Annotated in this window: 20 protein-coding genes; 13 read left to right on the top strand and 7 right to left on the bottom strand. The window is 36.2% G+C overall.

The genetic code is table 11. The annotated features are described in order from the left end of the window. Nucleotides 1-166 precede the first annotated feature (166 nt). The 3 genes from ABJ974_RS08665 to ABJ974_RS08655 all read right to left on the bottom strand — a co-directional run bounded on the left by ABJ974_RS08665 (nt 167) and on the right by ABJ974_RS08655 (nt 4,087). On the bottom strand, nt 167-3,016 hold the full coding sequence (locus ABJ974_RS08665) for a heavy metal translocating P-type ATPase (protein WP_419867846.1): 2,850 nt from the start codon (nt 3,014-3,016) through the stop codon (nt 167-169). Between the two features lie 118 nt (nt 3,017-3,134). After that, entirely contained in the window at nt 3,135-3,695 is a 561-nt protein-coding gene (locus tag ABJ974_RS08660; RefSeq protein WP_419867845.1) for a helix-turn-helix domain-containing protein, read from the bottom strand. Beyond that, nucleotides 3,692-4,087, bottom strand: a complete 396-nt coding sequence (locus tag ABJ974_RS08655) for an acyl-CoA thioesterase (RefSeq protein WP_419867844.1) — start codon at nt 4,085-4,087, stop codon at nt 3,692-3,694. Before ABJ974_RS08655 ends, ABJ974_RS08660 begins: the two co-directional genes overlap by 4 nt. Nucleotides 4,088-4,489: 402 nt before the next feature. Here ABJ974_RS08655 and ABJ974_RS08650 point away from each other — a divergent pair, with 402 nt between their 5' ends. Continuing rightward, nucleotides 4,490-4,831: an RNA recognition motif domain-containing protein gene (locus tag ABJ974_RS08650; RefSeq protein ID WP_419867843.1), complete on the top strand. Its 342-nt coding sequence runs from the start codon at nt 4,490-4,492 to the stop codon at nt 4,829-4,831. Nucleotides 4,832-4,945: 114 nt separating this feature from the next. Then, the gene (locus ABJ974_RS08645) at nt 4,946-5,689 is read left to right on the top strand and encodes a bulb-type lectin domain-containing protein (protein ID WP_419867842.1); all 744 of its coding nucleotides are present in this window, start codon (nt 4,946-4,948) and stop codon (nt 5,687-5,689) included. A 50-nt stretch (nt 5,690-5,739) separates the two neighbouring features. Here ABJ974_RS08645 and ABJ974_RS08640 read toward each other — a convergent pair whose 3' ends face one another. Both ABJ974_RS08640 and ABJ974_RS08635 read right to left on the bottom strand, forming a co-directional pair. After that, complete coding sequence (locus ABJ974_RS08640) at nt 5,740-6,213, bottom strand: BlaI/MecI/CopY family transcriptional regulator (RefSeq protein ID WP_419867841.1); 474 nt, start codon at nt 6,211-6,213, stop codon at nt 5,740-5,742. Nucleotides 6,214-6,219: 6 nt separating this feature from the next. Further along, complete coding sequence (locus ABJ974_RS08635; RefSeq protein ID WP_419867840.1) at nt 6,220-6,726, bottom strand: phosphatase PAP2 family protein; 507 nt, start codon at nt 6,724-6,726, stop codon at nt 6,220-6,222. Nucleotides 6,727-6,948: 222 nt separating this feature from the next. Here ABJ974_RS08635 and pdhA point away from each other — a divergent pair, with 222 nt between their 5' ends. From pdhA to ABJ974_RS08595, 8 genes are all read left to right on the top strand, one after another. Continuing rightward, nucleotides 6,949-7,950: a pyruvate dehydrogenase (acetyl-transferring) E1 component subunit alpha gene (gene pdhA / locus ABJ974_RS08630; RefSeq protein WP_419867839.1), complete on the top strand. Its 1,002-nt coding sequence runs from the start codon at nt 6,949-6,951 to the stop codon at nt 7,948-7,950. Nucleotides 7,951-8,048: 98 nt separating this feature from the next. After that, nucleotides 8,049-9,659, top strand: a complete 1,611-nt coding sequence (locus ABJ974_RS08625) for a pyruvate dehydrogenase complex dihydrolipoamide acetyltransferase (protein WP_419867838.1) — start codon at nt 8,049-8,051, stop codon at nt 9,657-9,659. Between the two features lie 118 nt (nt 9,660-9,777). Next, the gene (locus tag ABJ974_RS08620) at nt 9,778-10,443 is read left to right on the top strand and encodes an ABC transporter ATP-binding protein (protein ID WP_419867837.1); all 666 of its coding nucleotides are present in this window, start codon (nt 9,778-9,780) and stop codon (nt 10,441-10,443) included. Between the two features lie 88 nt (nt 10,444-10,531). After that, nucleotides 10,532-11,209, top strand: a complete 678-nt coding sequence (gene radC / locus ABJ974_RS08615) for a RadC family protein (protein ID WP_419867836.1) — start codon at nt 10,532-10,534, stop codon at nt 11,207-11,209. A 2-nt stretch (nt 11,210-11,211) separates the two neighbouring features. Beyond that, nucleotides 11,212-12,090: a hypothetical protein gene (locus ABJ974_RS08610; protein ID WP_419867835.1), complete on the top strand. Its 879-nt coding sequence runs from the start codon at nt 11,212-11,214 to the stop codon at nt 12,088-12,090. A gap of 62 nt (nt 12,091-12,152) precedes the next feature. After that, on the top strand, nt 12,153-12,665 hold the full coding sequence (locus ABJ974_RS08605; protein ID WP_419867834.1) for a DUF7935 family protein: 513 nt from the start codon (nt 12,153-12,155) through the stop codon (nt 12,663-12,665). A gap of 23 nt (nt 12,666-12,688) precedes the next feature. Beyond that, complete coding sequence (locus ABJ974_RS08600) at nt 12,689-13,300, top strand: inorganic pyrophosphatase (RefSeq protein ID WP_419867833.1); 612 nt, start codon at nt 12,689-12,691, stop codon at nt 13,298-13,300. Nucleotides 13,301-13,457: 157 nt separating this feature from the next. Then, nucleotides 13,458-16,181 carry a sodium-translocating pyrophosphatase gene (locus ABJ974_RS08595; protein ID WP_419867832.1) on the top strand — a complete coding sequence of 908 codons (2,724 nt, stop codon included), beginning with the start codon at nt 13,458-13,460 and terminating at the stop codon, nt 16,179-16,181. A 32-nt stretch (nt 16,182-16,213) separates the two neighbouring features. Here ABJ974_RS08595 and ABJ974_RS08590 read toward each other — a convergent pair whose 3' ends face one another. Continuing rightward, nucleotides 16,214-17,353 carry an aminotransferase class I/II-fold pyridoxal phosphate-dependent enzyme gene (locus ABJ974_RS08590; RefSeq protein ID WP_419867831.1) on the bottom strand — a complete coding sequence of 380 codons (1,140 nt, stop codon included), beginning with the start codon at nt 17,351-17,353 and terminating at the stop codon, nt 16,214-16,216. 85 nt (nt 17,354-17,438) lie between these two features. Here ABJ974_RS08590 and ABJ974_RS08585 point away from each other — a divergent pair, with 85 nt between their 5' ends. Then, nucleotides 17,439-18,455, top strand: a complete 1,017-nt coding sequence (locus ABJ974_RS08585) for a M28 family metallopeptidase (RefSeq protein WP_419867830.1) — start codon at nt 17,439-17,441, stop codon at nt 18,453-18,455. A gap of 318 nt (nt 18,456-18,773) precedes the next feature. Here the strand turns inward: ABJ974_RS08585 and ABJ974_RS08580 are convergent, their stop codons facing one another. Then, the gene (locus ABJ974_RS08580; protein WP_419867829.1) at nt 18,774-19,748 is read right to left on the bottom strand and encodes an MBL fold metallo-hydrolase; all 975 of its coding nucleotides are present in this window, start codon (nt 19,746-19,748) and stop codon (nt 18,774-18,776) included. A gap of 265 nt (nt 19,749-20,013) precedes the next feature. Between ABJ974_RS08580 and ABJ974_RS08575 the strand changes: the two genes are divergently transcribed. Together ABJ974_RS08575 and tssD are read left to right on the top strand one after the other, a co-directional pair. Continuing rightward, on the top strand, nt 20,014-21,750 hold the full coding sequence (locus ABJ974_RS08575) for a thiamine pyrophosphate-dependent enzyme (protein ID WP_419867828.1): 1,737 nt from the start codon (nt 20,014-20,016) through the stop codon (nt 21,748-21,750). A gap of 272 nt (nt 21,751-22,022) precedes the next feature. After that, a complete protein-coding gene (gene tssD / locus ABJ974_RS08570; RefSeq protein ID WP_419867827.1) occupies nt 22,023-22,427 on the top strand; it encodes a type VI secretion system tube protein TssD in 405 nt (134 codons plus the stop codon). Nucleotides 22,428-22,578: the final 151 nt, after the last annotated feature.

Here is a 22,578-nt window from a genome sequence, read left to right as displayed (position 1 = left end):
ATTTTAAATTTTTTTTAATATTTTCAAAAGTTTATTTAAAATGATCCTGAGTAAAAAAGGCAAAGTCTGTTTTATTTTCAAAACCCGGGACATATTAAAAGAAAAAGAAGTGTTTACGGATTGTATGTAAACACTTCTTTCAAATAGATTTAATAATTGATTATTTTTATTTTTCAGTTTCCAGGCTGACTGAATTGAGGCGTAAAGAATTGAGGATAACGGATAAAGAGCTGAAGCTCATTGCCGCAGCAGCAATCATAGGAGATAAGAGTATTCCGAAGAAAGGATATAAAAGTCCGGCAGCAACCGGAACTCCCAAGATATTATAAATGAATGCAAAGAACAGGTTTTCTTTAATGTTTCTCAACAGTTTTTCACTCAGTAGCTTGGCTTTTGCCACTCCTAAGATATCTCCTTTCAATAATGTTATTTCCGAACTTTCTATGGCGATATCAGTTCCTGTTCCCATGGCAATTCCTATATTGGCCTGCGCCAGTGCAGGGGAGTCATTGATCCCATCTCCGGTCATTGCTACTATTTTACCTTCCTGCTGAAGTTTTTTTACTTCGTTGAGCTTGTCTTCCGGAAGGCAATTCGCTTTAAAATGTACAATTCCTAATTCATCAGCTACAGCCTTGGCGGTATGTTCATTATCTCCGGTCATCATGATGACATCCACGCCTTCTCGGGTAAGCTGTTCAATAGCTTTTTTAGAAGTTTCTTTTATTTTATCCGTAAAGCTTATAAATCCTAATGCTATGTTATCCTGGGCAATATAAGAAACGGTATGCGCTTTTGATTGGACTTCCGTAGCTTTTTGCTTTAGATTTTCCGGAATTTCAATCTGATAAGAATGTAATAGGCTTTCATTTCCGAGGTATACGGTTTTTCCTTTGATATTTCCTTTAACTCCTTTACCGGAAATATTTTCAAAATTTTCCACTTTTTCAGGGGTGATGTTTTGTTCTTTAGCTTTGTTGATAACGGCATTGGATAAAGGATGTTCTGAGTTTTGATTAAGGGAGAAAGCCAATTGCAGAACCCATTTCTGATCTTCTTTTTCCTGGGTTTCTATATGTTCCACAGAAGGTTTTCCTTCAGTCAGGGTGCCTGTTTTATCGGTGATGAGCACATTGACTTTATTCATCTGTTCCAATGCTTCGGCATTTTTGATAAGGATCCCGTTTTTAGCTCCTTTTCCAATCCCTACCATTAATGACATAGGAGTGGCTAATCCCAAGGCACATGGACAGGCTACAATAAGAACCGCAACTGCGTTTACAAAAGCGAACAAGGTCTTTTTTCCTTCCGGTCCGAAAAGCTGCCATGCTACAAATGTAATGACAGCAATAAGGATAACGGTGGGAACAAACACTTTGGAAACTTTATCGGTAAGCTTCTGAATAGGAGCTTTGCTTCTGCTGGCTTCATTCACCATCTTAATGATCTGGGAAAGTAAAGTTTCATCACCTACTTTTTCAGCTTTCATGATGAATACCTGATTCCCGTTAATCGTTCCGGAAGAAACTTTATCATCCTGATTTTTAGTAACGGGGACAGGTTCTCCTGTAATCATACTTTCATCAATTACTGAGCTTCCTTCTACAATTTTACCATCTACCGGGATTTTTTCTCCGGGTTTTACTTTGAGCAGGTCACCTATTTTAACTTCTGAAAGGGCTACTCTTTTTTCTTCCCCATTGATCATGAGGTTGGCTTCGTCAGGGGACAGGTTCATCAGTTCCCTTATGGCATTTCCTGTTTTTTTATGAGCAGCAGCTTCCATTAACTGGCCTAAAATAACAAGGGTCAGAATAACACAAACGGCCTCAAAGTATAAAGGAGCCTCCTGGCCATGTCCCTGTATTTCGTGAGGAATGATACCGGGAAAGACTAAAGCGACCACACTGAAGATAAATGCTGCTGCCACTCCCAATGCAATAAGGCTGAACATATTCAGATTCCAGGTTTTAAAGGAAACCCAGCCTCTTTTCATCAAAAACCAACCGGAATAAAATAAAACAGGGAGCGTTAAAATAAACTCTATAATACCCTGTATAGTATGAGAGAACGGAAAGTTAATAAACATTCCTCCCATGGCCAGAAAAAATACCGGTACAGTGAATAGTAAAGAAATAATAAATTTTCTTTTAAGAATGTTGTATGTTTCGTCATCATCATCATCTTTATCCGGCATCCTGACCAGATCCATTCCACATATAGGGCAGCTTCCCGGTTCATCCCGGATAATGTCCGGATGCATGGGACAGGTGTATTTTGCGGTTTTCTTTTCCGGGTATTTAACCAGATCCATTCCACATACAGGGCAGCCTACATTGCTGTCATAAGTTTTATCTCCTTCACAATACATGGGACAGTAATATCTGCCGGCCATTGCATCAGTCACCCTAGGTTGGTCATGCTGATGATCGTGTTGGTGGGAATGGTGATGCATATGACCGGAGTTTGAGTTATTAACCAATTCCTCAGTGATTTCCTCCAGATGCATATGACATACGGGACAGTCTCCTTTTTGATCATATATTTTGTCACCTTCACAAAACATCGGACAGTAGTATTTTCCGATATTATCTTTAAAGTTGTCGGGTAAATTTTGAGAAGAATAGGCAGGCTTGTGATGAGGATCTTTAGCTAACTTTTCTTCAATAGGTACGAGATACATATTACAGACAGGACATCTTTCTCCTTGTTTGAAGTATACTTTATCACCCTCACATTCCATGGGGCAGTAATATACAGAAGAAGGGGAGACGCGATCCTGAGGCTTTATAAATTCTTTTGGGGAACCCGAAGGGTCTTCTAATTGATAGTTACCTGCTTCCTCCAGAGCTTTATTAAGAAGATTCAGGTCTATTTCCTTATCTGAAGTGATGGTAGCTGTACTGTTCTCCAGATTGACATCGGCATGGATATTTTTAATACTGTTGAGTTTTTCAGAAATTTTTTTCTGGCAGCCTGAACAGCTCATTCCCTGAATTTTATATGTTTGTTTCATAGTCCTAAATTTATAATACAAATTTCCTAAACAGAAAAAAATACTTGTTATAAATTTAAGGAGATTAGTTATATAATTTAGAAATTATCCCAGTCGAATAACTCAGAATGGATGAAACTTAAATACTGTCCAGAGGTTTTCGGTTATGGATTTTCAGCTTTTTAAATTCTGTGGGTGTAAATCCTGTGGTATTTCTGAATTGGGAGGATAAATGCTGTACACTTTTATAACCTAATTTTCCGGCTATTTCCGTAAGGTTGAATTCATTATATAAAAGAAGCTCTTTTACTTTTTCAATTTTCTGAAGAATGAAAAACTGTTCCAGCGTAATATTTTCTTTTTGGGAGAAAGTTTTAGATAAAGAGCTGTAATCTTTGTGAAGGTTGGAACTTAAAAATTCCGATAATAAAAAATCATCTGCAATATCCTGCTCACTGATTTTGATAACGATCAGGTTTTTAATCTTTTCTATCAGCTGATGGGCAGAATCCTTAATTCTTTCAAACCCGATTTCTTTCAACCGGGTTTCTAATGAATTGAGATCACTTTCCTTTAATTCCTGTTCGGTTTCAATTTCTCCGAGCTTAACAGATTTTATAGCAATATGTTCCTCCTGAAAAATGTTTTCCACGGCGGTGATACATCTGTTACAGACCATATTTTTTATAAAAATCTTCATGCACGATTGTTTAACCTGTCTTTTACAAACTCTACCTGGGTTTTACCATGGGGAGACGGATTTCCTTCTTCATCTAAATTAACCATTACAATTTTATCTACCGTAATAATGGTCTGGTGTGTCATCTTGTTTCTTACTTCACATTGAAGAGTAATGGAGGTAGATCCGAATTTTAGAACTTCAATTCCTATTTCAACAATGTCTCCCTGCTTTGCTGAGCTGACAAAGTTAATTTCCGAAATAAATTTGGTAACTACTTTGGTATTTTCCAATTGGATAATAGCATAAAGAGCCGCTTCTTCATCGATCCACTGTAAGAGCCGTCCTCCAAAAAGAGAATGATTAGGGTTTAGATCTTCCGGTTTTACCCATTTTCTTGTATGATAATTCATGTGCTTTTAATTTACCTGCAAATTTAGTGTTATAAATGGTACTTACAAAAGAAAGAGATTTTATATAATGGAAGTGTTTGATTAATTTTTTCAATAACGAAAAGGGTGAAGCCCGGGAATGAAAGAGATGATATAATTCGTTTATTTAATATTAATTATAATGAATTATAATTGATGTTAATTGTAATTAATAAGGTGAATTATATAAAAATATATTTAATTTATACATATAAAATAAAAAAAATCAATATTAAGAAAAAAAAAGAACCTTAAAAAACTTGCATTTGTTTTTTTTAATTGTATCTTGCGATAGTTTATATGTGAAATCAATATTTGTTCATTAATTTATGTTGCTTTTCTCTTATATACCAAATTTTTTATTAATTTTTAATTTTAACTAAAATGAACATTTTTGTTTCAAACATCAACTACGCAACTAAAGAATATGAGTTGCAGGATCTATTTGCAGAATTTGGTGAAGTATCATCAGCGAAAATCATTACAGACAAGGAAACTGGTCGTTCAAGAGGATTCGGTTTTATTGAAATGGCTGATGAAGAAGGTAAGCAGGCTATTGAAGTTCTTAACCAAAAAGAGTTTAACGGAAAGGTATTAAACGTATCTGAAGCTAAACCAAGAGAAGAAAAGCCAAGAAGAAGTTTCGATAACAACAGAAACAGCTACGGAAACAACAGAGGAGGCGGATATGGTAACAATAACCGAGGCGGTGGAAATCGTTGGTAAAAAATAAAGCGGCTTTAGCCGCTTTTTTTAATCTATATAATTAAACTGTTTTATTTTTGCTGGATTGTTTGGCACGCTTTTTTTATTGACTCAGAATAATTAAAATAGATTACAATGAAAAAAAGTTTATTAGCATTGTTGATTTTCGGAAGCCTTTATTTGGGCGCTCAGAATATCAGTGCGGGACAAACCTTACAACAGGATAGAAAATACTGGTCCAGCAACAGACAATATTACTTAATATTCCAAAATGACGGGAACCTTGTTTTTTATGACAGAAGAGGGTCTTCATTATGGGATTCAGGAACATCCAATCAAGGATCAAAAGCTATTTTTCAGGATGATGGTAACTTAGTGGTTTATTCATCTTCGAATCGTGCTTTATTCAGTTCAAATACAAATACAAGAAGAGGTAAGCTTAATGTACAGGATGACGGAAACCTCGTTATTTACGACGGTTCAAATGCATTATGGGCTTCACAGAATACTAAAAAAAGCAGCTCTCATAACAGTAGAGGACAAGGTAATATAAATCCGGGATATGAGTTTTCCAGGAATACCAAAGTATATTCAGCCAACTCAAGATATTATCTTATATTCCAGAATGATGGAAATTTAGTATTATCAAGCAGTAACGGAAGCCCTATATGGAGTACGGAAACCAACAATAAAGGAAGTAAGGCACAGTTTCAAAATGATGGGAATCTCGTAGTTTACGATTCTTATAACAGAGCGGTATGGAGCTCTAAGACTTCCAATAGAGGAGGTAATAAACTAACAGTACAGGATGATGGTAACCTGGTGATTTATAATAATTCCTCACCGGTTTGGAGTTCAGATACTCAAAGAAGATGGTAATTCCATCTGGCTATTTATAAAAAAAGATCCTTTATTCGAGGATCTTTTTTTTATTTTTTCTTTTTCTTCTTTTTAGCCTTCTCCTTTTTACTTTTTTTAGATCCTTTAGGATTAAGGATTTCATCCGCTATCTCCAGTTTCGGTTTCTCAGATTTTACGGGCTTCATCTCAATTTTTAAGTTAAAATAATCAGTAAGATCATTCTGGGAAATAAGGTTTTCATTGAAGAGAAACTGCAGGATTTCTTTACCGGAATTATCAAAAAAGTTTTGGGAAAGCTCCTTTAATAAGAATTTTTTATAATCATCATAAGGAACCTGCACTGAATATTTGAATATTCTTCCTTCCTTTTGTGCTGAAAGATATCCTTTCTCTATAAGAATTTTCAGATAAGTAGAAACCGTATTTTGGTGGGGTTTGGGCTCGGGATGCTGTTCCATGACATCCTTTAAATAGAAGGAGTCTAGTTTCCAAAAAAGTTTCATTAAATTCTCTTCTGCTGATGTAAGATGATTTATTTTCATAAATTCTTAATGTTGAAATTGTATCTGGCAATAAAGATAAATAAAAGAAATAACAATAGCGATTCCTGCTCCCATATAAACTTCTTGTATGGTATGTCTTTTTAAAACGACCCTTGTAATTCCTACCAAAACAGCAATTCCCAGCCATATAATTCCCATTCTCCAGTTTAATGAATAAAATAAGGCCGCCACAAAAATATTAAAGGAAGTATGCATTGAGCTTTTAATGAATAAATTACTGATCTGTAAGGCAAATAACAGGATGAGAATAAATGAAAGTACAAAATCAAGATAACCGTTCACTATATAATGATAGGATAAGTAAACAATAATACAGCCTTCCAGAAACAGATATAGAGATTTTCTCTCAATACGATTGGAAACATCCATATTAGTATATCTTCCTGTTTTCACATTCCATACCAGCCATGTTATAACAGGAATGATGACAAGCAGTAAAATCGGAAGGAAATAGGATAATGATGTTTCCCAGGAATATCCGTAAACACTCATGTATATAAAAAATATGAATAAGGAAACTAACGGATTAAAAAAATTAGAGATTAGTTTAGAGATACTTAGCCAGAGTGACGGTTGTTTTTCTTTCATTAATACGTTTAAATTCCAAATATAACACTATAAGTAAAAAAAACAATTGATAGGTATACAATAAAAACAAAGTTTTTTTCCTAATTTTGCTCAACTATTTCATAATAAATAAGCAAGAGCTAACACATGAAAGAATTTTCGAAAGAAGTATACCTAAAGTGGTATGAAGATATGACAATGTGGAGAAGGTTTGAAGACAAGTGCCGTTCTCTTTATCTAAAACAAAAAATCAGAGGATTTTTACATTTATACAATGGTCAGGAAGCTATTCCTGCTGGATTCGTTCATGCAATGGACATGACTAAAGACAGTATGATAACCGCTTATAGATGTCATATACATCCTATGGCAATGGGAGTGGATCCGAAAAGAATTTTAGCTGAGCTTTGCGGTAAAGCAACGGGAACTTCAGGCGGTATGGGTGGATCTATGCACATTTTCAGTAAAGAGCACCGTTTTTATGGAGGACACGGAATTGTAGGAGGACAGATTCCTTTAGGAGCAGGTATTGCTTTTGCCGATAAATATTTCGACAGAAAAGCTGTAAATATTTGTTTCTTTGGAGACGGAGCTGCCAGACAGGGATCCCTTCATGAAACATTCAATATGGCTATGAACTGGAAACTTCCTGTAGTATTTGTTGTTGAGAATAACCAGTATGCAATGGGAACTTCAGTAAAAAGAACAGCAAATCACGAAGATATTTATAAATTAGGATTAGGATATGAAATGCCTTGCCTTCCTGTAGATGCTATGGATCCTGAGAAAGTGGCAGAAGCTGCTTATGAAGCGATCGAAAGAGCAAGAAGAGGAGACGGTCCTACATTTATTGAAGCAAGAACGTACCGTTACAGAGGTCACTCTATGTCTGATGCTGAACCATACAGATCAAAAGATGAAGTAGCAATCCATAAAAAAGATGATCCGATTGAACTTGTAAAACAAAGAATATTGGAAAATAAATGGGCTACGGAAGAAGAGCTTGAAGCACTTGATAATAAATCAAAAGATTTTGTAGAAGAATGTGTGGAATTCATGGAAAATTCTCCATATCCTACAGCAGAAAAAATCTATGAATATGTTTACGCTCAGGAAGATTATCCATTCCTGGACAAATTAGAAAACTAAACGGAATATATGAGATAATGCGGTGATATGCTAATGTTAATTATCATGTTCCTATTCATTATCAAATTATCAATTAACTCATTATCATATTAAATATTATGGCAGAAGTAATTACAATGCCTCGCCTTTCTGATACAATGACGGAAGGGAAAGTGGCAAAATGGCATAAACAAGTTGGAGAGAAAGTAAAAGAAGGCGACATATTAGCTGAAATTGAAACTGATAAAGCTGTTCAGGATTTTGAATCTGAAATAGAAGGTACGCTTTTATATGTAGGAGTGGAAGAAGGAGGTGCTGCAGCTGTAGATACAGTTTTAGCAATTATTGGTAATGAAGGAGAAGACATTTCAGCTTTGAAAGGAGGAAGTGCTCCTGCTGCCGGAGCTTCTGAAGAGAAAAAATCTGAAGAAGAATCAAAAACAGAAAATAAAGCTACAAGTGTGGAGCAAACTACCAGTGAAGTTCCAGCCGGAGTAGAAATAATCACCATGCCTCGTCTTTCCGATACGATGACGGAAGGGAAAGTAGCAAAATGGCACAAACAAGTAGGTGATACGGTAAAAGAAGGAGATATTTTAGCTGAAATAGAAACCGATAAAGCCGTTCAGGATTTTGAATCTGAATTTAACGGGGTATTATTAAAGCAAGGTGTAGAAGAAGGAGGAGGAGCTCCTGTAGACTCTGTACTTGCTATTATAGGACCTGCCGGTACTGATGTTTCTGCAGTTGGCGCAACAGCACCTGCTAAGGAAACTGAAAAACCTGCGGAACAAAAAGCAGAACCTAAAAAAGAAGAAGCTGCTCCTACTCAGGCTGCCAATGCTTCATCTTCCGATAGAATTGCCATTTCTCCGTTAGCAAAAAAAATGGCTGAAGATAAAGGAGTGGATATCCATGGTATTCAGGGATCCGGAGAAAACGGCAGAATAGTGAAAAAAGATATTGAAAACTATCAGCCTTCTCAGAAATCTTCTGCACCGGCACAAGCTGCCAGCGCGGCTGCTCAGGTAGCAGTGAACTTTGTTCAGGGAGAAGATACGGAGACTCAAAACTCTCAGGTAAGAAATGTAATTGCTAAAAGACTTGCAGAAAGTAAGTTCTCGGCACCGCATTACTATCTGATGGTAGAGATCAATATGGATAAAGCTATTGAAGCAAGAAAAGAAATCAATTCTTTACCTGATACTAAAATTTCTTTCAATGATATGATCATTAAAGCAACTGCTGTGGCTTTAAGAAAGCACCCACAGGTTAATTCAAGCTGGGCAGGTGATAAGATCATTCACAGAGGAAATATTAACGTAGGCGTAGCTGTGGCAATCCCTGACGGATTAGTAGTTCCGGTTCTTAAGAATACGGATCAGATGAACTATACTCAGATTTCAGCTGCTGTTAAAGATATGGCCTCAAGAGCAAAAACAAAAGCACTTAAAGCCAATGAAATGGAAGGTTCCACTTTCTCCATCTCAAATCTGGGAATGTTCGGAATCGAGACATTTACAAGTATCATTAACCAGCCTAACTCCGCTATTTTATCCGTAGGAGCTATTATTGAAAAACCAATAGTGAAGAATGGACAAATTGTGGTTGGAAATATCATGAAGCTTTCTTTAGCTTGTGACCATAGAGTAGTGGACGGCGCTACCGGTGCTGAATTCTTACAGACATTAAAAACATACTTAGAAAATCCTTTAACGTTGTTACTGTAATTTTCTATGATGCAAAATAAAAAACCTCTCCGTGTGAGAGGTTTTTTTATGATTATTTTAGCTAAAAACAAAGTTGTATCATCATTGAAAATTAAATTCAAATTAGTATTTTTGAACCATGATTAAAGCAACCAATATCCATAAATCTTATGGGAATTTAGAAGTGTTAAAAGGTGTTGATATGCATATTAAAACCGGAGAAGTTGTTTCTATTGTAGGAGAATCAGGAGCAGGAAAGTCAACACTGCTGCAAATACTCGGAACCCTGGATCAGCCCACCAATTCAAAGCAGCATCGTACCGAAATAACTATTGCGGGAGAATCATTTATCAATATGAATGATAAACAGCTATCTAAATTCAGAAATCAGAATATTGGTTTTGTTTTTCAGTTTCATCAATTGTTGCCGGAATTTACAGCATTGGAAAATGTTTTGCTTCCGACAAAGATTGCGGGAGCCCCGGAAAAAGAGGCATTAGAAAAAGCCTATGCTTTGTTTGAGGATTTAAAGATTGAGCAAAGATTACATCATAAGCCTAACCAGCTATCGGGTGGTGAAGCACAAAGAGTAGCCGTAGCCCGGGCCCTTATTAACTCGCCTAAGGTCATCTTTGCGGATGAACCTACCGGAAATTTGGACTCCAAAAATGCGGATGATCTACACAGGCTGTTTTTTGATCTTAGAGATAAATATAATCAAACCTTTATTATTGTAACCCACAACCCAAGCTTAGCGGAAATTACGGATAGAAAGCTGGTTATGAAGGATGGGATGATTTTATAAGTAAATCATCGATATTTTTGTAAAGTGGTGGTTCTTTATGTCTTTTATTGAAATTAAAATTCATAACTTGTAGCTTTTAACATTCATTATGTCCATAAAGTTTTTAGCTGAAGATGATAGACCCAGAGAAAAATTTTTACTTAAAGGTAGAAAGTCACTCTCTGATTCCGAACTATTGGCTATTATTATGGGAAGCGGAAATAAAGATGAAACAGCCATTGAGTTATCCAGAAAAATTCTTTCCTCAGTTAATAATAATTGGCACCAGCTAAGTTTACTTTCTGTGGAAGACCTTATGAAATTTAAAGGAATAGGACGGGTAAAGGCTATTTCAATTGTTACTGCATTGGAGATCGGAAGAAGAAGAAATAATCAGGGAATTGTTGATAAGCCTGTTATTTCCAACAGTAATGATGCTTACCATATTCTTAAAGAGCATTTGTCAGATCTCCGAACAGAAGAGTTCTGGGCAGTATTCCTCAATCAGAGCAATAAGATTGTCCATATTTCCAAGCTTACAGAAGGAGGGATTAATCAATCTATCGTAGATATCCGGATTTTATTTAAAGTAGCACTGGATCATTTTTCTACGGGAATTATCATTGCCCATAACCACCCCTCCGGAAATCTCAAGCCGAGTAAAGAAGACTTGCATATCACAAAAAAAATAAATGAGGCAGGAAGTTTTTTAAATATTCAGCTTCTTGATCATTTGATTCTTATACAGGATTCATATCTTAGTTTTGCGGATGAAGGATTGTTATGACTATGATTAGAAAGCTAAAGTACCATGAAATCGATTTTGTTAAATATACCCATTGTTTAGAAACATCCGAACAGAGAAACTGGTATGCGAAAAAAGAAGTCCTGGATGAACTTTGTGAATCTTGGGAAGTTTTGGTTTACGATGATTACAAAGCCGTAATGCCGATACCTTTGAAAAAAAAACTGGGTTTTAGTTTCGCTGCTATGCCTTTATTTTGCCAGCAATTAGGTGTTTTTTCTAAAGGTGATAATGCTGAAATCAACAGTCGGTTCCTGAAATATTTAAAAAAAAACTATAAAATTTTCCAGTATTCTTTCAATCATCATAATCAATTGCCCACCGGGTTTGATAAAAAAAAGAATTATATAATTCCAGTAACTTCTTACCATCAACTCAGAAAAAAATATTTTAAAGGGAGAAAGTCTACTGTAAAAAGTGCACAACATCTTATTTACAGGGAAGTTAATTTTGATTCAAATATTATTTCCTTTATTGAGCTTAATTCTAAAGGTCTTGCAAAAAGTACGGATCTTTTGAAATTTAAGAAATATCTCCACATTCTGGATCAGATGAATGTGCTGAAATTATGTGGTGCTTTTAAGGACGACAGGCTTATAAATCTGGCTGTGCTGATTAGTGATCATAAGGAACTTTTTTTATTGGCTCTTGTGAATGATGATAACTTTAAAAATGAAAATGGAGCTTCTTTTTTGATTGATCAAATTCTGCAAAACTGTATTGAAGATTTCTCCTTTAATTTTATGGGAAGCAATATCCGGAATATAGAAGTTTTCTTTAAGAGTTTCGGAGGACAGCTTTGTGAATTTAGTTCTATTGAAAACAAAAAAATAATGAAATTACTGAAGCTGGTAAAGCCCTAGACAATTATAGGGCTCAAATTCAGTTAAATTCAGAAAATATTAGTAATTTTGCACTCTAAATTATGTCAAGTCTTTCAGGATATCTGCCGTATGCATTTGCATTGATTATTGCAATTCCCTTTTTGGTTTTGCTGAGACAATTTGTATACTCTTATATCAACCTTAAAAATCAGGAGCTGAAGTTGCTTACCGTAAAATCAAATTCTGAAAATAAAACCCATTCTTACGAAAGAATGACGCTTTTTCTGGAAAGGATAAAGCCCTCTCATCTGATACAGAAATTTGATAATGGTTTAGCAGTACATGAATTTATTTTTCTTACTGAAAAAACAATCAATGAAGAGTTTGAATATAATTCTTCCCAACAGCTTTATATTACAAAAACTTCGTGGCAGAATATTGTGGATTCCAAGAATGCGGTGATTAGTTTACTTCATCAAACCTATGAAAGTTTAAATAATAATCCGAACCTTGAAGAATTTAAAACTGTTTTTATCATGAATTATATGAACGGTGAAGATTATATTGCAGCCACAATAGAAGATCTTAGAAGAGAGATTTTAATAATAGCTTAATAATTAAAAAATAAATATAGATAATGATTCCAAATTTTAAAGCGCATCCATGGCATGGAATTTCTGCAGGAGAAGATGCCCCTAATGTTGTCAATGTATTCGTAGAAATTGTTCCTTCAGATACTATTAAATATGAAGTGGATAAAGAAACAGGTTATTTGAAAGTAGACCGTCCACAAAAATTCTCTAATATTATCCCGGCTTTATATGGTTTTGTACCAAGAACCTATTGCCATACTGAAGTAATGAAATTAGCAGTGGAAAGCGGAGCGGATGATGTTACTATGGGAGATCACGATCCATTGGATATCTGTGTTTTGAGTTCACATAATATTCACTCGGGAGGTATGCTTATGGAAGCTATTCCGATCGGTGGTTTTAAAATGATTGACGGAGGAGAAGCAGATGATAAAATTGTTGCGGTAATGGTGGGTGACCATGCTTTCGGACATTTCAGAGATATTGCTGAATTACCTGATGCGGAAGTTAAAAGATTAATGCACTATTTCCTAACCTATAAAAATTTACCGGATGAACCTGCAAAATGCAGAATCCAGGAAATTTACGGAGCTGAGCATGCTAAAAAAGTAATTAAAGCTTCTCAGAAAGACTATTCTGAAAAATTCGGGGGATAAAAATCTTCTAAAAAAATACAATAAGGGGGTTGGTGAATTTCATCGACCCCTTTTTTTATGAGGTATACCGTAGATTTATGAAGTTTTAATTTTTAATTAATTTGTGTAGCAATTATTTATTATATTTAATTTCCTATTACAAAAAAAATATTAAACTATGAATTTATTTGTGTTAGTACCTATTTTCGGGATCATCGCATTGGTCTATACTTTTCTAAAAAGTAACTGGGTAAGTAAACAGGATGCGGGAACCGAAAAAATGAAAGTAATCAGCGGATATATTGCTGATGGAGCAATGGCTTTTCTAAAAGCTGAATATAAAATTCTAACTTATTTCGTAATTGTTGTAGCTATTTTACTAGGTATAATGGGGGTAAGTAATTCCACTTCGCACTGGAGTATAGGAATTGCATTTGTAGTGGGGGCCTTTTTTTCCGCTTTGGCAGGGTTTATAGGAATGAAAATTGCTACAAAGGCAAATGTTCGTACTGCAGAAGCTGCAAAAACATCTCTTTCCAGAGCGCTGAAAGTATCATTTACAGGAGGATCTGTCATGGGTATGGGGGTGGCAGGTTTGGCCGTCTTGGGATTAGGCTCATTATTCCTGATCATCAGGCAGATTTTCGCTCCTGATTCTACTGTAGATTCACATGAAATGGAAAGGACCATTGAAATTCTCACCGGATTTTCTTTAGGTGCTGAATCCATTGCGTTATTTGCAAGAGTAGGAGGTGGTATCTATACCAAAGCAGCAGACGTGGGTGCGGACTTGGTAGGTAAAGTGGAAGCAGGAATCCCGGAAGATGACCCGCGTAATCCGGCTACGATCGCAGATAATGTAGGAGACAATGTAGGAGACGTAGCGGGTATGGGAGCGGATTTATTCGGTTCTTATGTAGCTACCGTTTTAGCAACAATGGTATTAGGTAGGGAAACGCTTTCCGAGGATTCTTTCGGTGGCTTTGCACCCATACTTTTACCTATGTTAATAGCAGGGGTAGGAATTATTTTCTCAATTATAGGAACTTTATTTGTTAAGGTAAATGATAATGAAGGAGCATCTATGTCTGAAGTTCAGAGTGCCCTGAACTTCGGAAACTGGAGCAGTATTGTTCTTACAGCCATAGCATCTTATTTTTTAGTTACATATATTCTTCCTGACACAATGGTGCTCAGGGGCCATGAATTTACCAAAATGGGTGTATTTGGAGCCATTATAGTAGGTTTAATAGTAGGAACCCTGATGAGCCTTATTACCGAATATTATACCGCGATAGGCAAAAGGCCTGTTTCCAGTATTATCAAACAGTCATCTACAGGACATGCAACTAATATTATCGGGGGACTTTCTGTGGGTATGGAATCTACCTTATTACCGATTATAGTATTGGCTGGAGGGATTTATGGATCCTATTTATGTGCCGGATTATACGGAGTGGCTATTGCAGCTGCCGGAATGATGGCCACTACAGCCATGCAGCTGGCAATTGACGCTTTCGGGCCTATAGCGGATAATGCAGGAGGAATTGCAGAGATGAGTGAGCTCCCTAAAGAAGTTCGCGAAAAAACAGATATCCTGGATGCCGTGGGTAATACAACGGCTGCTACCGGTAAAGGATTTGCAATTGCTTCGGCCGCACTAACGGCTTTAGCGTTATTTGCTGCGTTTGTGGGAATTGCAGGAATAGATGGGATAGATATATACAGGGCAGATGTTCTGGCGGGATTATTTGTAGGAGGAATGATTCCTTTTATCTTTTCTTCACTGGCTATTACTGCAGTAGGACAGGCAGCTATGGCTATGGTGGAGGAAGTAAGAAGACAGTTCAGGGAGATTCCGGGAATTCTGGAAGGTAAAGCTAAGCCTGAATATGAAAAATGTGTAGCTATTTCTACAGATGCCTCCATAAGAAAAATGATGTTACCGGGAGCTATCGCTATTATTTCACCCTTATTGATAGGTTTTATTTTTGGACCGGAAGTTCTTGGAGGCTTCCTGGCAGGAGCTACGGTTACTGGGGTTTTAATGGGGATGTTTCAGAACAATGCAGGCGGAGCTTGGGATAATGCAAAAAAGTCTTTTGAAAAAGGAGTAGATATAAACGGTCAGACCTATTATAAAGGCTCAGAACCGCATAAAGCTTCCGTTACAGGAGACACTGTGGGAGATCCTTTTAAAGATACATCAGGACCTTCTATGAATATTTTAATTAAGCTTATGTCTATCGTTTCCCTTGTGATCGCACCTACATTGGCTACTCTTCATAAAGATAAAATTGAAGCCAACAGAAAGGCAAAAATTGAAAGTTTGACCGGAGCGTATGAAAGTCAGCTATCCGGAGATTCTTTTCCTGCTGTTACTAAAAATGAAATACAGGGTTACCTTAATGAAAATGGCGATTTTGTTTATGAAACCGGAAAAAACAGAGAAGTAAAACTGGAAGGTGGAAAAATAATTTACATGGGGGAAAACAGCCAGCTGTACCATCTTTATACCAATATCAAAAATAAAAATAATTCTCTATTAGATCCCAACAAATGGTATACTATAGAAAATCTGTACTTTGAAAGCGGATCCAGCGATTTGAAGACAGGATCTGAAGCTTTATTAAGTAATTTAGCAGAAATATTAAATTCCTATCCTTCATTAAAAATAAAGTTAGGAGGATATACGGATAATACAGGTAGTGAAGAAAGTAACAGAAGGCTTTCGAACCTAAGAGCACAAACAGCAAAACTGAAACTGCTTGAAATGGGAATTCCTGCAGATCGGGTAGAAGCGGAGGGATACGGTTCCCAATATCCGGTGTGCGAAGCAAATGACACGGATGAATGTAAAGCAAAAAACAGAAGAATTGATGTGAGGGTTCTTTCCTTATAAAACATAAAAACACTGTCGGCAGGCAGTGTTTTTTATAAAGTTCTTCTTAAATGTTCCAGTGAATTTCTGATAATTTCATCTTTCTTTACAAAGCTGAAACGTATATAATCTGAATTATTTTTAGTCTGATAAAAAGCTGAAAGAGGTAGGCAGGAAACTTTTTTCTCTACGGTTAACCATTTGGAAAACTCAATATCGGTCATGCTTTTAGAAATATTTCTAAAGTTGACCACCTGGAAAAAACAGCTTGGAGCTTTCTTTTCTATTTCTAAAGGAGTATCTTTAATAAGATTATAAAACATATCTCTTTTATGTTCCATTAATACCTGATTTACAGAAGGGTCAAAAACTTCAAGATATCTGGCCATAGCATATTGGGAAGGACTGTTTACTCCATAAGAGATATATTGCTGGTGGTTCCTGAAATGCATTGTCAATTTTTCTGTGGCCAATAGATAACTGACCTTCCAGCCTGTCGTATGAAACATTTTTCCGAAGGAGAATATGCAAAAGGTTCTTTCCTTAAGCTCCGGATGAAGAAACGAACTGTAATGGTCCAATCCATCATAATAATATATATCATAGACCTCTTCCGAAATAAGATAAATTTCCCGGTCTTTAATAAGTTCATATAAACAATTCCAATCCTCTGCTGTCCAAATCTTTCCCGTAGGGTTCTGAGGAGAATTGACAATGATTGCTTTTGTTTTGTCTGAAATTTTACTTTTCAGTCTTTCCCAGTTGACAGAGAAATTTTCTTCTACATCACAATATACAGGAATTCCTCCGTTCATTATAATGGCGGGAGCGTACGTATAATAGGAAGGCTGAATGACAATGACTTCATTACCGGGATTAATGACAGTTCGCAGGGATGTGTATACCCCGAAAGTGGAACAGGGAATAATGCTTATTTCTTTAGTTTTAAGATAAATGGGATGTCTTCTATTACTGTTAAACCGGATGATCTGTTCTGTTAAGAGTGAATTTCCTGCAAGAGATTCATAATTATGATTATTTATATCCGCTGATTCCCTGAGAAATTCTTTGAGCCGTACATCAACTTCAAAATCGGGTAAGCCTAAAGAAAGATCATAGCTGTTATGTCTTACGGCAAGCTCAGACATTTCCGTAAAAAAACTATATTGATTAAACTGAAGAATATCATCCATGTTTTATGTTTATATCAAATATAATAAAAATGAAAACGCATTATGAATTAATTTAATTTTGTATTTTTAAAAAAAGTATTGATTAATGAGAAAATTACTGACACCTCTTTTTGCGGCAGTTGTATTAGCAAGCTGTGGCTCTTCAAAAGTATCTGAAGGAATATCAGAAAACACATTTGAAAAAGCTTATAAAGTAATAAATGCAGATGAGCTCAAGAAAAATCTGTATGTGATTGCTTCCGATGAAATGGAGGGACGCGACACAGGAAGCCCGGGACAGAAAAAGGCCGGTTTGTATATTGTAAATTATTATAAAAATTTAGGAATAAGCTATCCTAAAACATTAGGCTCTTATTATCAGAAGGTTCCTGCTGAATACATGAAAAAAAAGGGAGGAAGAAACCTGCCGGATTCAGAAAATATTTTAGCTTTTATTGAAGGCAGTGAGAAGCCTAATGAGATTGTAGTAATATCCGCTCACTATGACCATGTGGGCACTAAGAATGGAGTGATCTATAATGGGGCTGATGATGATGGAAGCGGTACAGTAGCCGTAATGGAGATTGCCAAAGCTTTTCAAAGTGCTAAGAAAGCAGGTAAAGGACCTAAAAGATCCCTGCTTTTTCTTCATGTAACAGGGGAGGAACACGGGTTGTTTGGTTCCGAATATTATACGGATAATCCGGTATTTCCACTGGCTAATACGGTTGTGGATCTTAATATTGATATGATCGGAAGGGATGATCCCGAAAACAGAGGAAAAAACTATGTATACGTGATAGGTTCGGATATGCTGAGCTCCGAATTAAAAGTAATTAATGAAGCAGCTAATAATAAAACCCATAAGCTGGAACTAAACTATAAATATGATGATCCTAATGATATGCAAAGATTATATTACAGATCTGATCATTATAATTTTGCCAAGAATAATATTCCTGTTGCTTTCTTCTTTGACGGTATTCATGAAGATTATCACAAGCCTACGGATGATGTAGAAAAAATAGACTATCCGTTGTTACAAAAGAGAACACAGCTGATCTTTGCAACTGCCTGGGAACTCGCCAATAGAAAAGAAAGAATAGTAGTAGATAAAAAATAAATAGAAATTTATTTAAAAAGCCTGTAGTGTTATTTACAGGCTTTTTTTATTGGATGATGATTGAAGAAATTTACTAAATCTCAGTTTAACTGATAAAAATCATTAATAATATTATTTATAATGATTCTAAATAATATAGATTTGTAGAAAAATAATCCAATAAGGAAGTATTTATTATTTGCATTTAATGGTAAATTTAATAATAGGAGTTTTCCGGATTATCTGATGAAAGTTAGATCATATCAATCATATCCATATCAATTTTTGTTTTTATAACCCGATAAGAATTCTTATCGGGTTTTTCATAAAGTTATAGAATTACCAGACTCCCCGTCTGTGATTGGAAACCCATCTGAACATCCCCAGAATATTAAGTTTACTCATCGTGTTAAATCCTCCCCATCCTTTTACTTCATCGGAAAATTTTACATTTCTGTACAGCTCATCCCAGCTTTGTCCGCTTCTTACCAAATCCAGTACCTGCTGATGAAGATCAGCCATATATTCCCTTTCTTTTCTGATATCATCCAATGTAGCAGGGGTATAGTGCCCGACATCAATATAATCCACATCCTGCTTTAAAGCCCAGTCCAGAGTAGCCATCCATCCATCATAATAGAAATCCAGAAAATCATTATAAGGCATTGTTTTGGATTCTCCCACATCGGTTAGCTGTAATGCTTTATAGGCAGGAAAAGAAACGACGGACATACTATTGGAATGGCTCGGTGCAATATGATCTACAATTACTGTTTCTCCACCCAGCTTGATGGTAAGCTGCTTATCGTAAATGATATCAGGCACTGCTACCGGAAGTTTCTCTCCGATGATGGGCTCTAATCCGTTTTTCTGAATGATTACTTTGGCTCCGGCTTGCTGGAAGATTTGTGAACCTCCTGCGTGATCATAATGAGCATGGGTAAGAATAACATATTTTACGGGCACATTGAATCTCTTTTTAATTTCCTCATTAAGCCAGGTGGCAGCCTGGGTAAGTGCCGGATCTATAACAACAGCTCCTTTTTTTGTGATAAGAACCAAACCGCTGTGAAGGGCTGGCAAGGTTCCGTTTGTATGACGGTAAAGATTTCCTTTTACCTGGACAAGGGTCATTTTTAAATTGGGATCGTTCTTTCCTAAAACATCGGGTAAGGTTTCCCTGTTTTTATACAAAGACAGGTCTACATATTCGGCACCCGTAAGATGAGAATCAGATTGTGCCTGAGCTTTAGAGGAAAAGGTTAGAAACATACCGGTCAGAAAGAAATAAAAAAAATGAATGTATTTTTTCATGATAATTGTTAATTTTAAACGGAATTAATAATTTTTTGAATAAAGATAAGAGAAACTAAGTTTTTGAAAATTATCAATAAACGTACATTTACAGTAAAATTACGAACAGCTATTTCATAGCTTCGGGGAAAAAACAGCTTTCAAATGGAGGGTGTAAATGAAAAAATTCTTAAATTCATGTGTTCTTAAATTCACAACTATTTTATTCTTCTATTGGATTTAGGAAAAAGTTTAATCATTAAATCCTTATAATAAAAAACATATTATGTCAAAAAAAATTGCAGATCAGTTGGTGGAAACCATTGTCGAAGCAGGTATAAAACGTATTTATGCCGTAACGGGAGACAGTTTGAATGAAGTAAATGATGCGGTACGGAAAAACGGTAAATTGCAATGGGTTCATGTCCGTCATGAAGAAACCGGAGCTTTTGCTGCTGCTGCTGAAGCCGAGCTTAATGGTATTGCCTGCTGTGCGGGAAGCAGTGGCCCCGGACACGTTCATCTGATCAACGGATTGTATGAAGCTCAGCGTAGTAATGTTCCCGTATTGGCTATTGCCTCTACCTGTGCTACGGATGAATTTGGAGTAGGTTTTTTTCAGGAAACGAATACCACGAAATTATTTGCAGACTGCAGCGGATACAACGAAATAGCTACTACCTCCAAGCAGTTTCCCCGTATGTTACAGGCGGCATTACAATATGCTTATTCTAAAGGAGAAGTAGCGGTATTGGGACTTCCGGGAGATCTTACTAAAGAAGATGCTGAAGAGAGCAGTACTGCTACTTATTTATTGAAACAACAAACCGTTTACCGTCCTTCCGATACGGAAATCAGCCTATTAGCTGATAAATTAAACAAAGCTTTCAAGATTACCATTTATTGTGGATATGGAGCAGGGGAAGCCCACGATGAAGTAGTGGCATTAGCCGGGTTGCTAAACGCTCCTGTAGCCTATTCATTCAGGGGGAAAATGGGTATACAGTATAATAATCCTTATGAAGTGGGTATGACAGGTTTACTGGGACTGCCTTCCGCATTTTATGCGATGCACCACTCCGAAGTACTCTTAATGCTGGGTACGGACTTTCCTTATAAGCAGTTTATGCCGGAAGGCTTAGAAATTATACAGGTAGATAAGCGGGCAGAAAGGCTAGGCCGTAAAGCAAAGGTTTCCATGGGACTGGCAGGAAATATTAAAGATACCCTTGAAGCATTACTTCCTCATATTCAAAAAAAGTCAGATGACAGCTTTCTGAAAAAACAATTGGAAAAATATGAGCATGTAAAGAAAGCACTTAACACCTACGTAGAAGATAAAGGTAGAAATCATGCCATATCTCCTGAATTTGTAGCTGCGACTATTAATAATAAAGCTACTGATGATGCGATATTTACAGTTGATACGGGAATGTGTTGTGTTTGGGGAGCGAGATACCTTCATGCAACAGGCAAAAGAGCTTTACTGGGATCATTCAGTCATGGTTCCATGGCCAATGCTTTACCCCAGGCGATTGGTGCTGCGCTTGCCAGACCGGATCAGCAGGTAATTGCTTTATGTGGTGATGGAGGACTTTCCATGATGATGGGAGATTTAGCCACAGTGGTTCAGTATAAGCTGCCCATTAAAATTATAGTATTCAATAACCGTTCTTTAGGGATGGTAAGATTGGAAATGCAGGTAGCAGGATTACCGGACTGGCAGACCGATATGTATAACCCTGACTTTGCAAAAGTAGCAGAAGCCATGGGAATGAAAAGTTATACCCTGGAATCTCCGGATAATGTTGAGACGACAATCCAGGAAGCTTTTAATTATGAAGGTCCGGCACTTATCAATGTATTTACTAATCCTGATTCTTTAGCTATGCCGCCTAAAATAGAATTTGAACAGATGAAAGGAATGGCAACGGCTATGAGTAAAATGATGTTGAATGGGGATTTTCAGGAGGTAATGGACATCATTAAATCCAATTATAAAAATATTAAAAGTATACTTTAGAAATTTGAAGTAGAGAGAATAGGAGAGGCTTTTAAGCCTCTTTTTTATTTTCAGGCCTTTTCTGAATAAGAAAGTCTTTAATAAAGCAAAGTGGGTAACTATGATCAGATCAGGAAAACCTAATCCCCTGATTTCCTTTTCTATAGTAAAACTACTACAAGAAATCGTAGAATTACTACAAAATCCGAGATTTCAATATAAAACCTTTTTAAATTCAATTAGTAGGTTTATCTTTATTACATCAAAATATTAATCAAAAAAAATTTACTCTTATGGCTGCAAATTCAAGAGGAATCTTAAAATTCAATGGCAGTGATGGTCAGAAACTTCTTAAGCTTAATTATAGCGTTTCCAGATCTACGGATGTTTCCGGACGTGTAGCATCTGATCCTTCTAATGCTCTTATTAAAGTGACAATCGAAGCAACTGAAAAATCCGATATTTTAGAAAGTTTATTGAATGGTAAATATAAGCCTACCACAGGAGAGATTACTTTCAATAAATCCCACGAAGAAGGAACCCTTATTACTTTAAGTTGGGAAAACGGATATGTTATTCAACATGAGGTAGACTTTGATGCTGTAGATGAAAATTCTATGTTGATCAGCTTCATAGTAAGTGCGGAAAAGATCAATTATGGAAACTCCGCCTATGAGGGAATCTGGCCAACCAGCTGATTTCTTTTTAAATATAGAACTTTTCGCAGGACAGGAGCTTTCAGCCTACTGTTCTGTTTTGATATTTTAAATACAAGGTAAGTTACTCTGTTTTAATTGTTTATTCAGGGCTAAAATAATCTTTATACGGAATGTTTCATTTTTAATGAGG

The sequence above is a fragment of the Chryseobacterium sp. CT-SW4 genome (assembly GCF_048572715.1).
GTDB lineage: Bacteria > Bacteroidota > Bacteroidia > Flavobacteriales > Weeksellaceae > Chryseobacterium.
The sequence above is the reverse complement of the archived record's forward strand: the minus strand, read 5'-3'. Positions and strand labels throughout refer to the sequence as shown.

Excerpts from the sequence above, each read along its gene's own strand:
- ABJ974_RS08665 (WP_419867846.1), bottom strand. The coding sequence starts at position 3,016 with ATGAAACAAACATATAAAATTCAGGGAATGAGCTGTTCAGGCTGCCAG.
- ABJ974_RS08660 (WP_419867845.1), bottom strand. The coding sequence starts at position 3,695 with ATGAAGATTTTTATAAAAAATATGGTCTGTAACAGATGTATCACCGCC.
- ABJ974_RS08655 (WP_419867844.1), bottom strand. The coding sequence starts at position 4,087 with ATGAATTATCATACAAGAAAATGGGTAAAACCGGAAGATCTAAACCCT.
- ABJ974_RS08650 (WP_419867843.1), top strand. The coding sequence starts at position 4,490 with ATGAACATTTTTGTTTCAAACATCAACTACGCAACTAAAGAATATGAG.
- ABJ974_RS08645 (WP_419867842.1), top strand. The coding sequence starts at position 4,946 with ATGAAAAAAAGTTTATTAGCATTGTTGATTTTCGGAAGCCTTTATTTG.
- ABJ974_RS08640 (WP_419867841.1), bottom strand. The coding sequence starts at position 6,213 with ATGAAAATAAATCATCTTACATCAGCAGAAGAGAATTTAATGAAACTT.
- ABJ974_RS08635 (WP_419867840.1), bottom strand. The coding sequence starts at position 6,726 with ATGAGTGTTTACGGATATTCCTGGGAAACATCATTATCCTATTTCCTT.
- pdhA (WP_419867839.1), top strand. The coding sequence starts at position 6,949 with ATGAAAGAATTTTCGAAAGAAGTATACCTAAAGTGGTATGAAGATATG.
- ABJ974_RS08625 (WP_419867838.1), top strand. The coding sequence starts at position 8,049 with ATGGCAGAAGTAATTACAATGCCTCGCCTTTCTGATACAATGACGGAA.
- ABJ974_RS08620 (WP_419867837.1), top strand. The coding sequence starts at position 9,778 with ATGATTAAAGCAACCAATATCCATAAATCTTATGGGAATTTAGAAGTG.
- radC (WP_419867836.1), top strand. The coding sequence starts at position 10,532 with ATGTCCATAAAGTTTTTAGCTGAAGATGATAGACCCAGAGAAAAATTT.
- ABJ974_RS08610 (WP_419867835.1), top strand. The coding sequence starts at position 11,212 with ATGATTAGAAAGCTAAAGTACCATGAAATCGATTTTGTTAAATATACC.
- ABJ974_RS08605 (WP_419867834.1), top strand. The coding sequence starts at position 12,153 with ATGTCAAGTCTTTCAGGATATCTGCCGTATGCATTTGCATTGATTATT.
- ABJ974_RS08600 (WP_419867833.1), top strand. The coding sequence starts at position 12,689 with ATGATTCCAAATTTTAAAGCGCATCCATGGCATGGAATTTCTGCAGGA.
- ABJ974_RS08595 (WP_419867832.1), top strand. The coding sequence starts at position 13,458 with ATGAATTTATTTGTGTTAGTACCTATTTTCGGGATCATCGCATTGGTC.
- ABJ974_RS08590 (WP_419867831.1), bottom strand. The coding sequence starts at position 17,353 with ATGGATGATATTCTTCAGTTTAATCAATATAGTTTTTTTACGGAAATG.
- ABJ974_RS08585 (WP_419867830.1), top strand. The coding sequence starts at position 17,439 with ATGAGAAAATTACTGACACCTCTTTTTGCGGCAGTTGTATTAGCAAGC.
- ABJ974_RS08580 (WP_419867829.1), bottom strand. The coding sequence starts at position 19,748 with ATGAAAAAATACATTCATTTTTTTTATTTCTTTCTGACCGGTATGTTT.
- ABJ974_RS08575 (WP_419867828.1), top strand. The coding sequence starts at position 20,014 with ATGTCAAAAAAAATTGCAGATCAGTTGGTGGAAACCATTGTCGAAGCA.
- tssD (WP_419867827.1), top strand. The coding sequence starts at position 22,023 with ATGGCTGCAAATTCAAGAGGAATCTTAAAATTCAATGGCAGTGATGGT.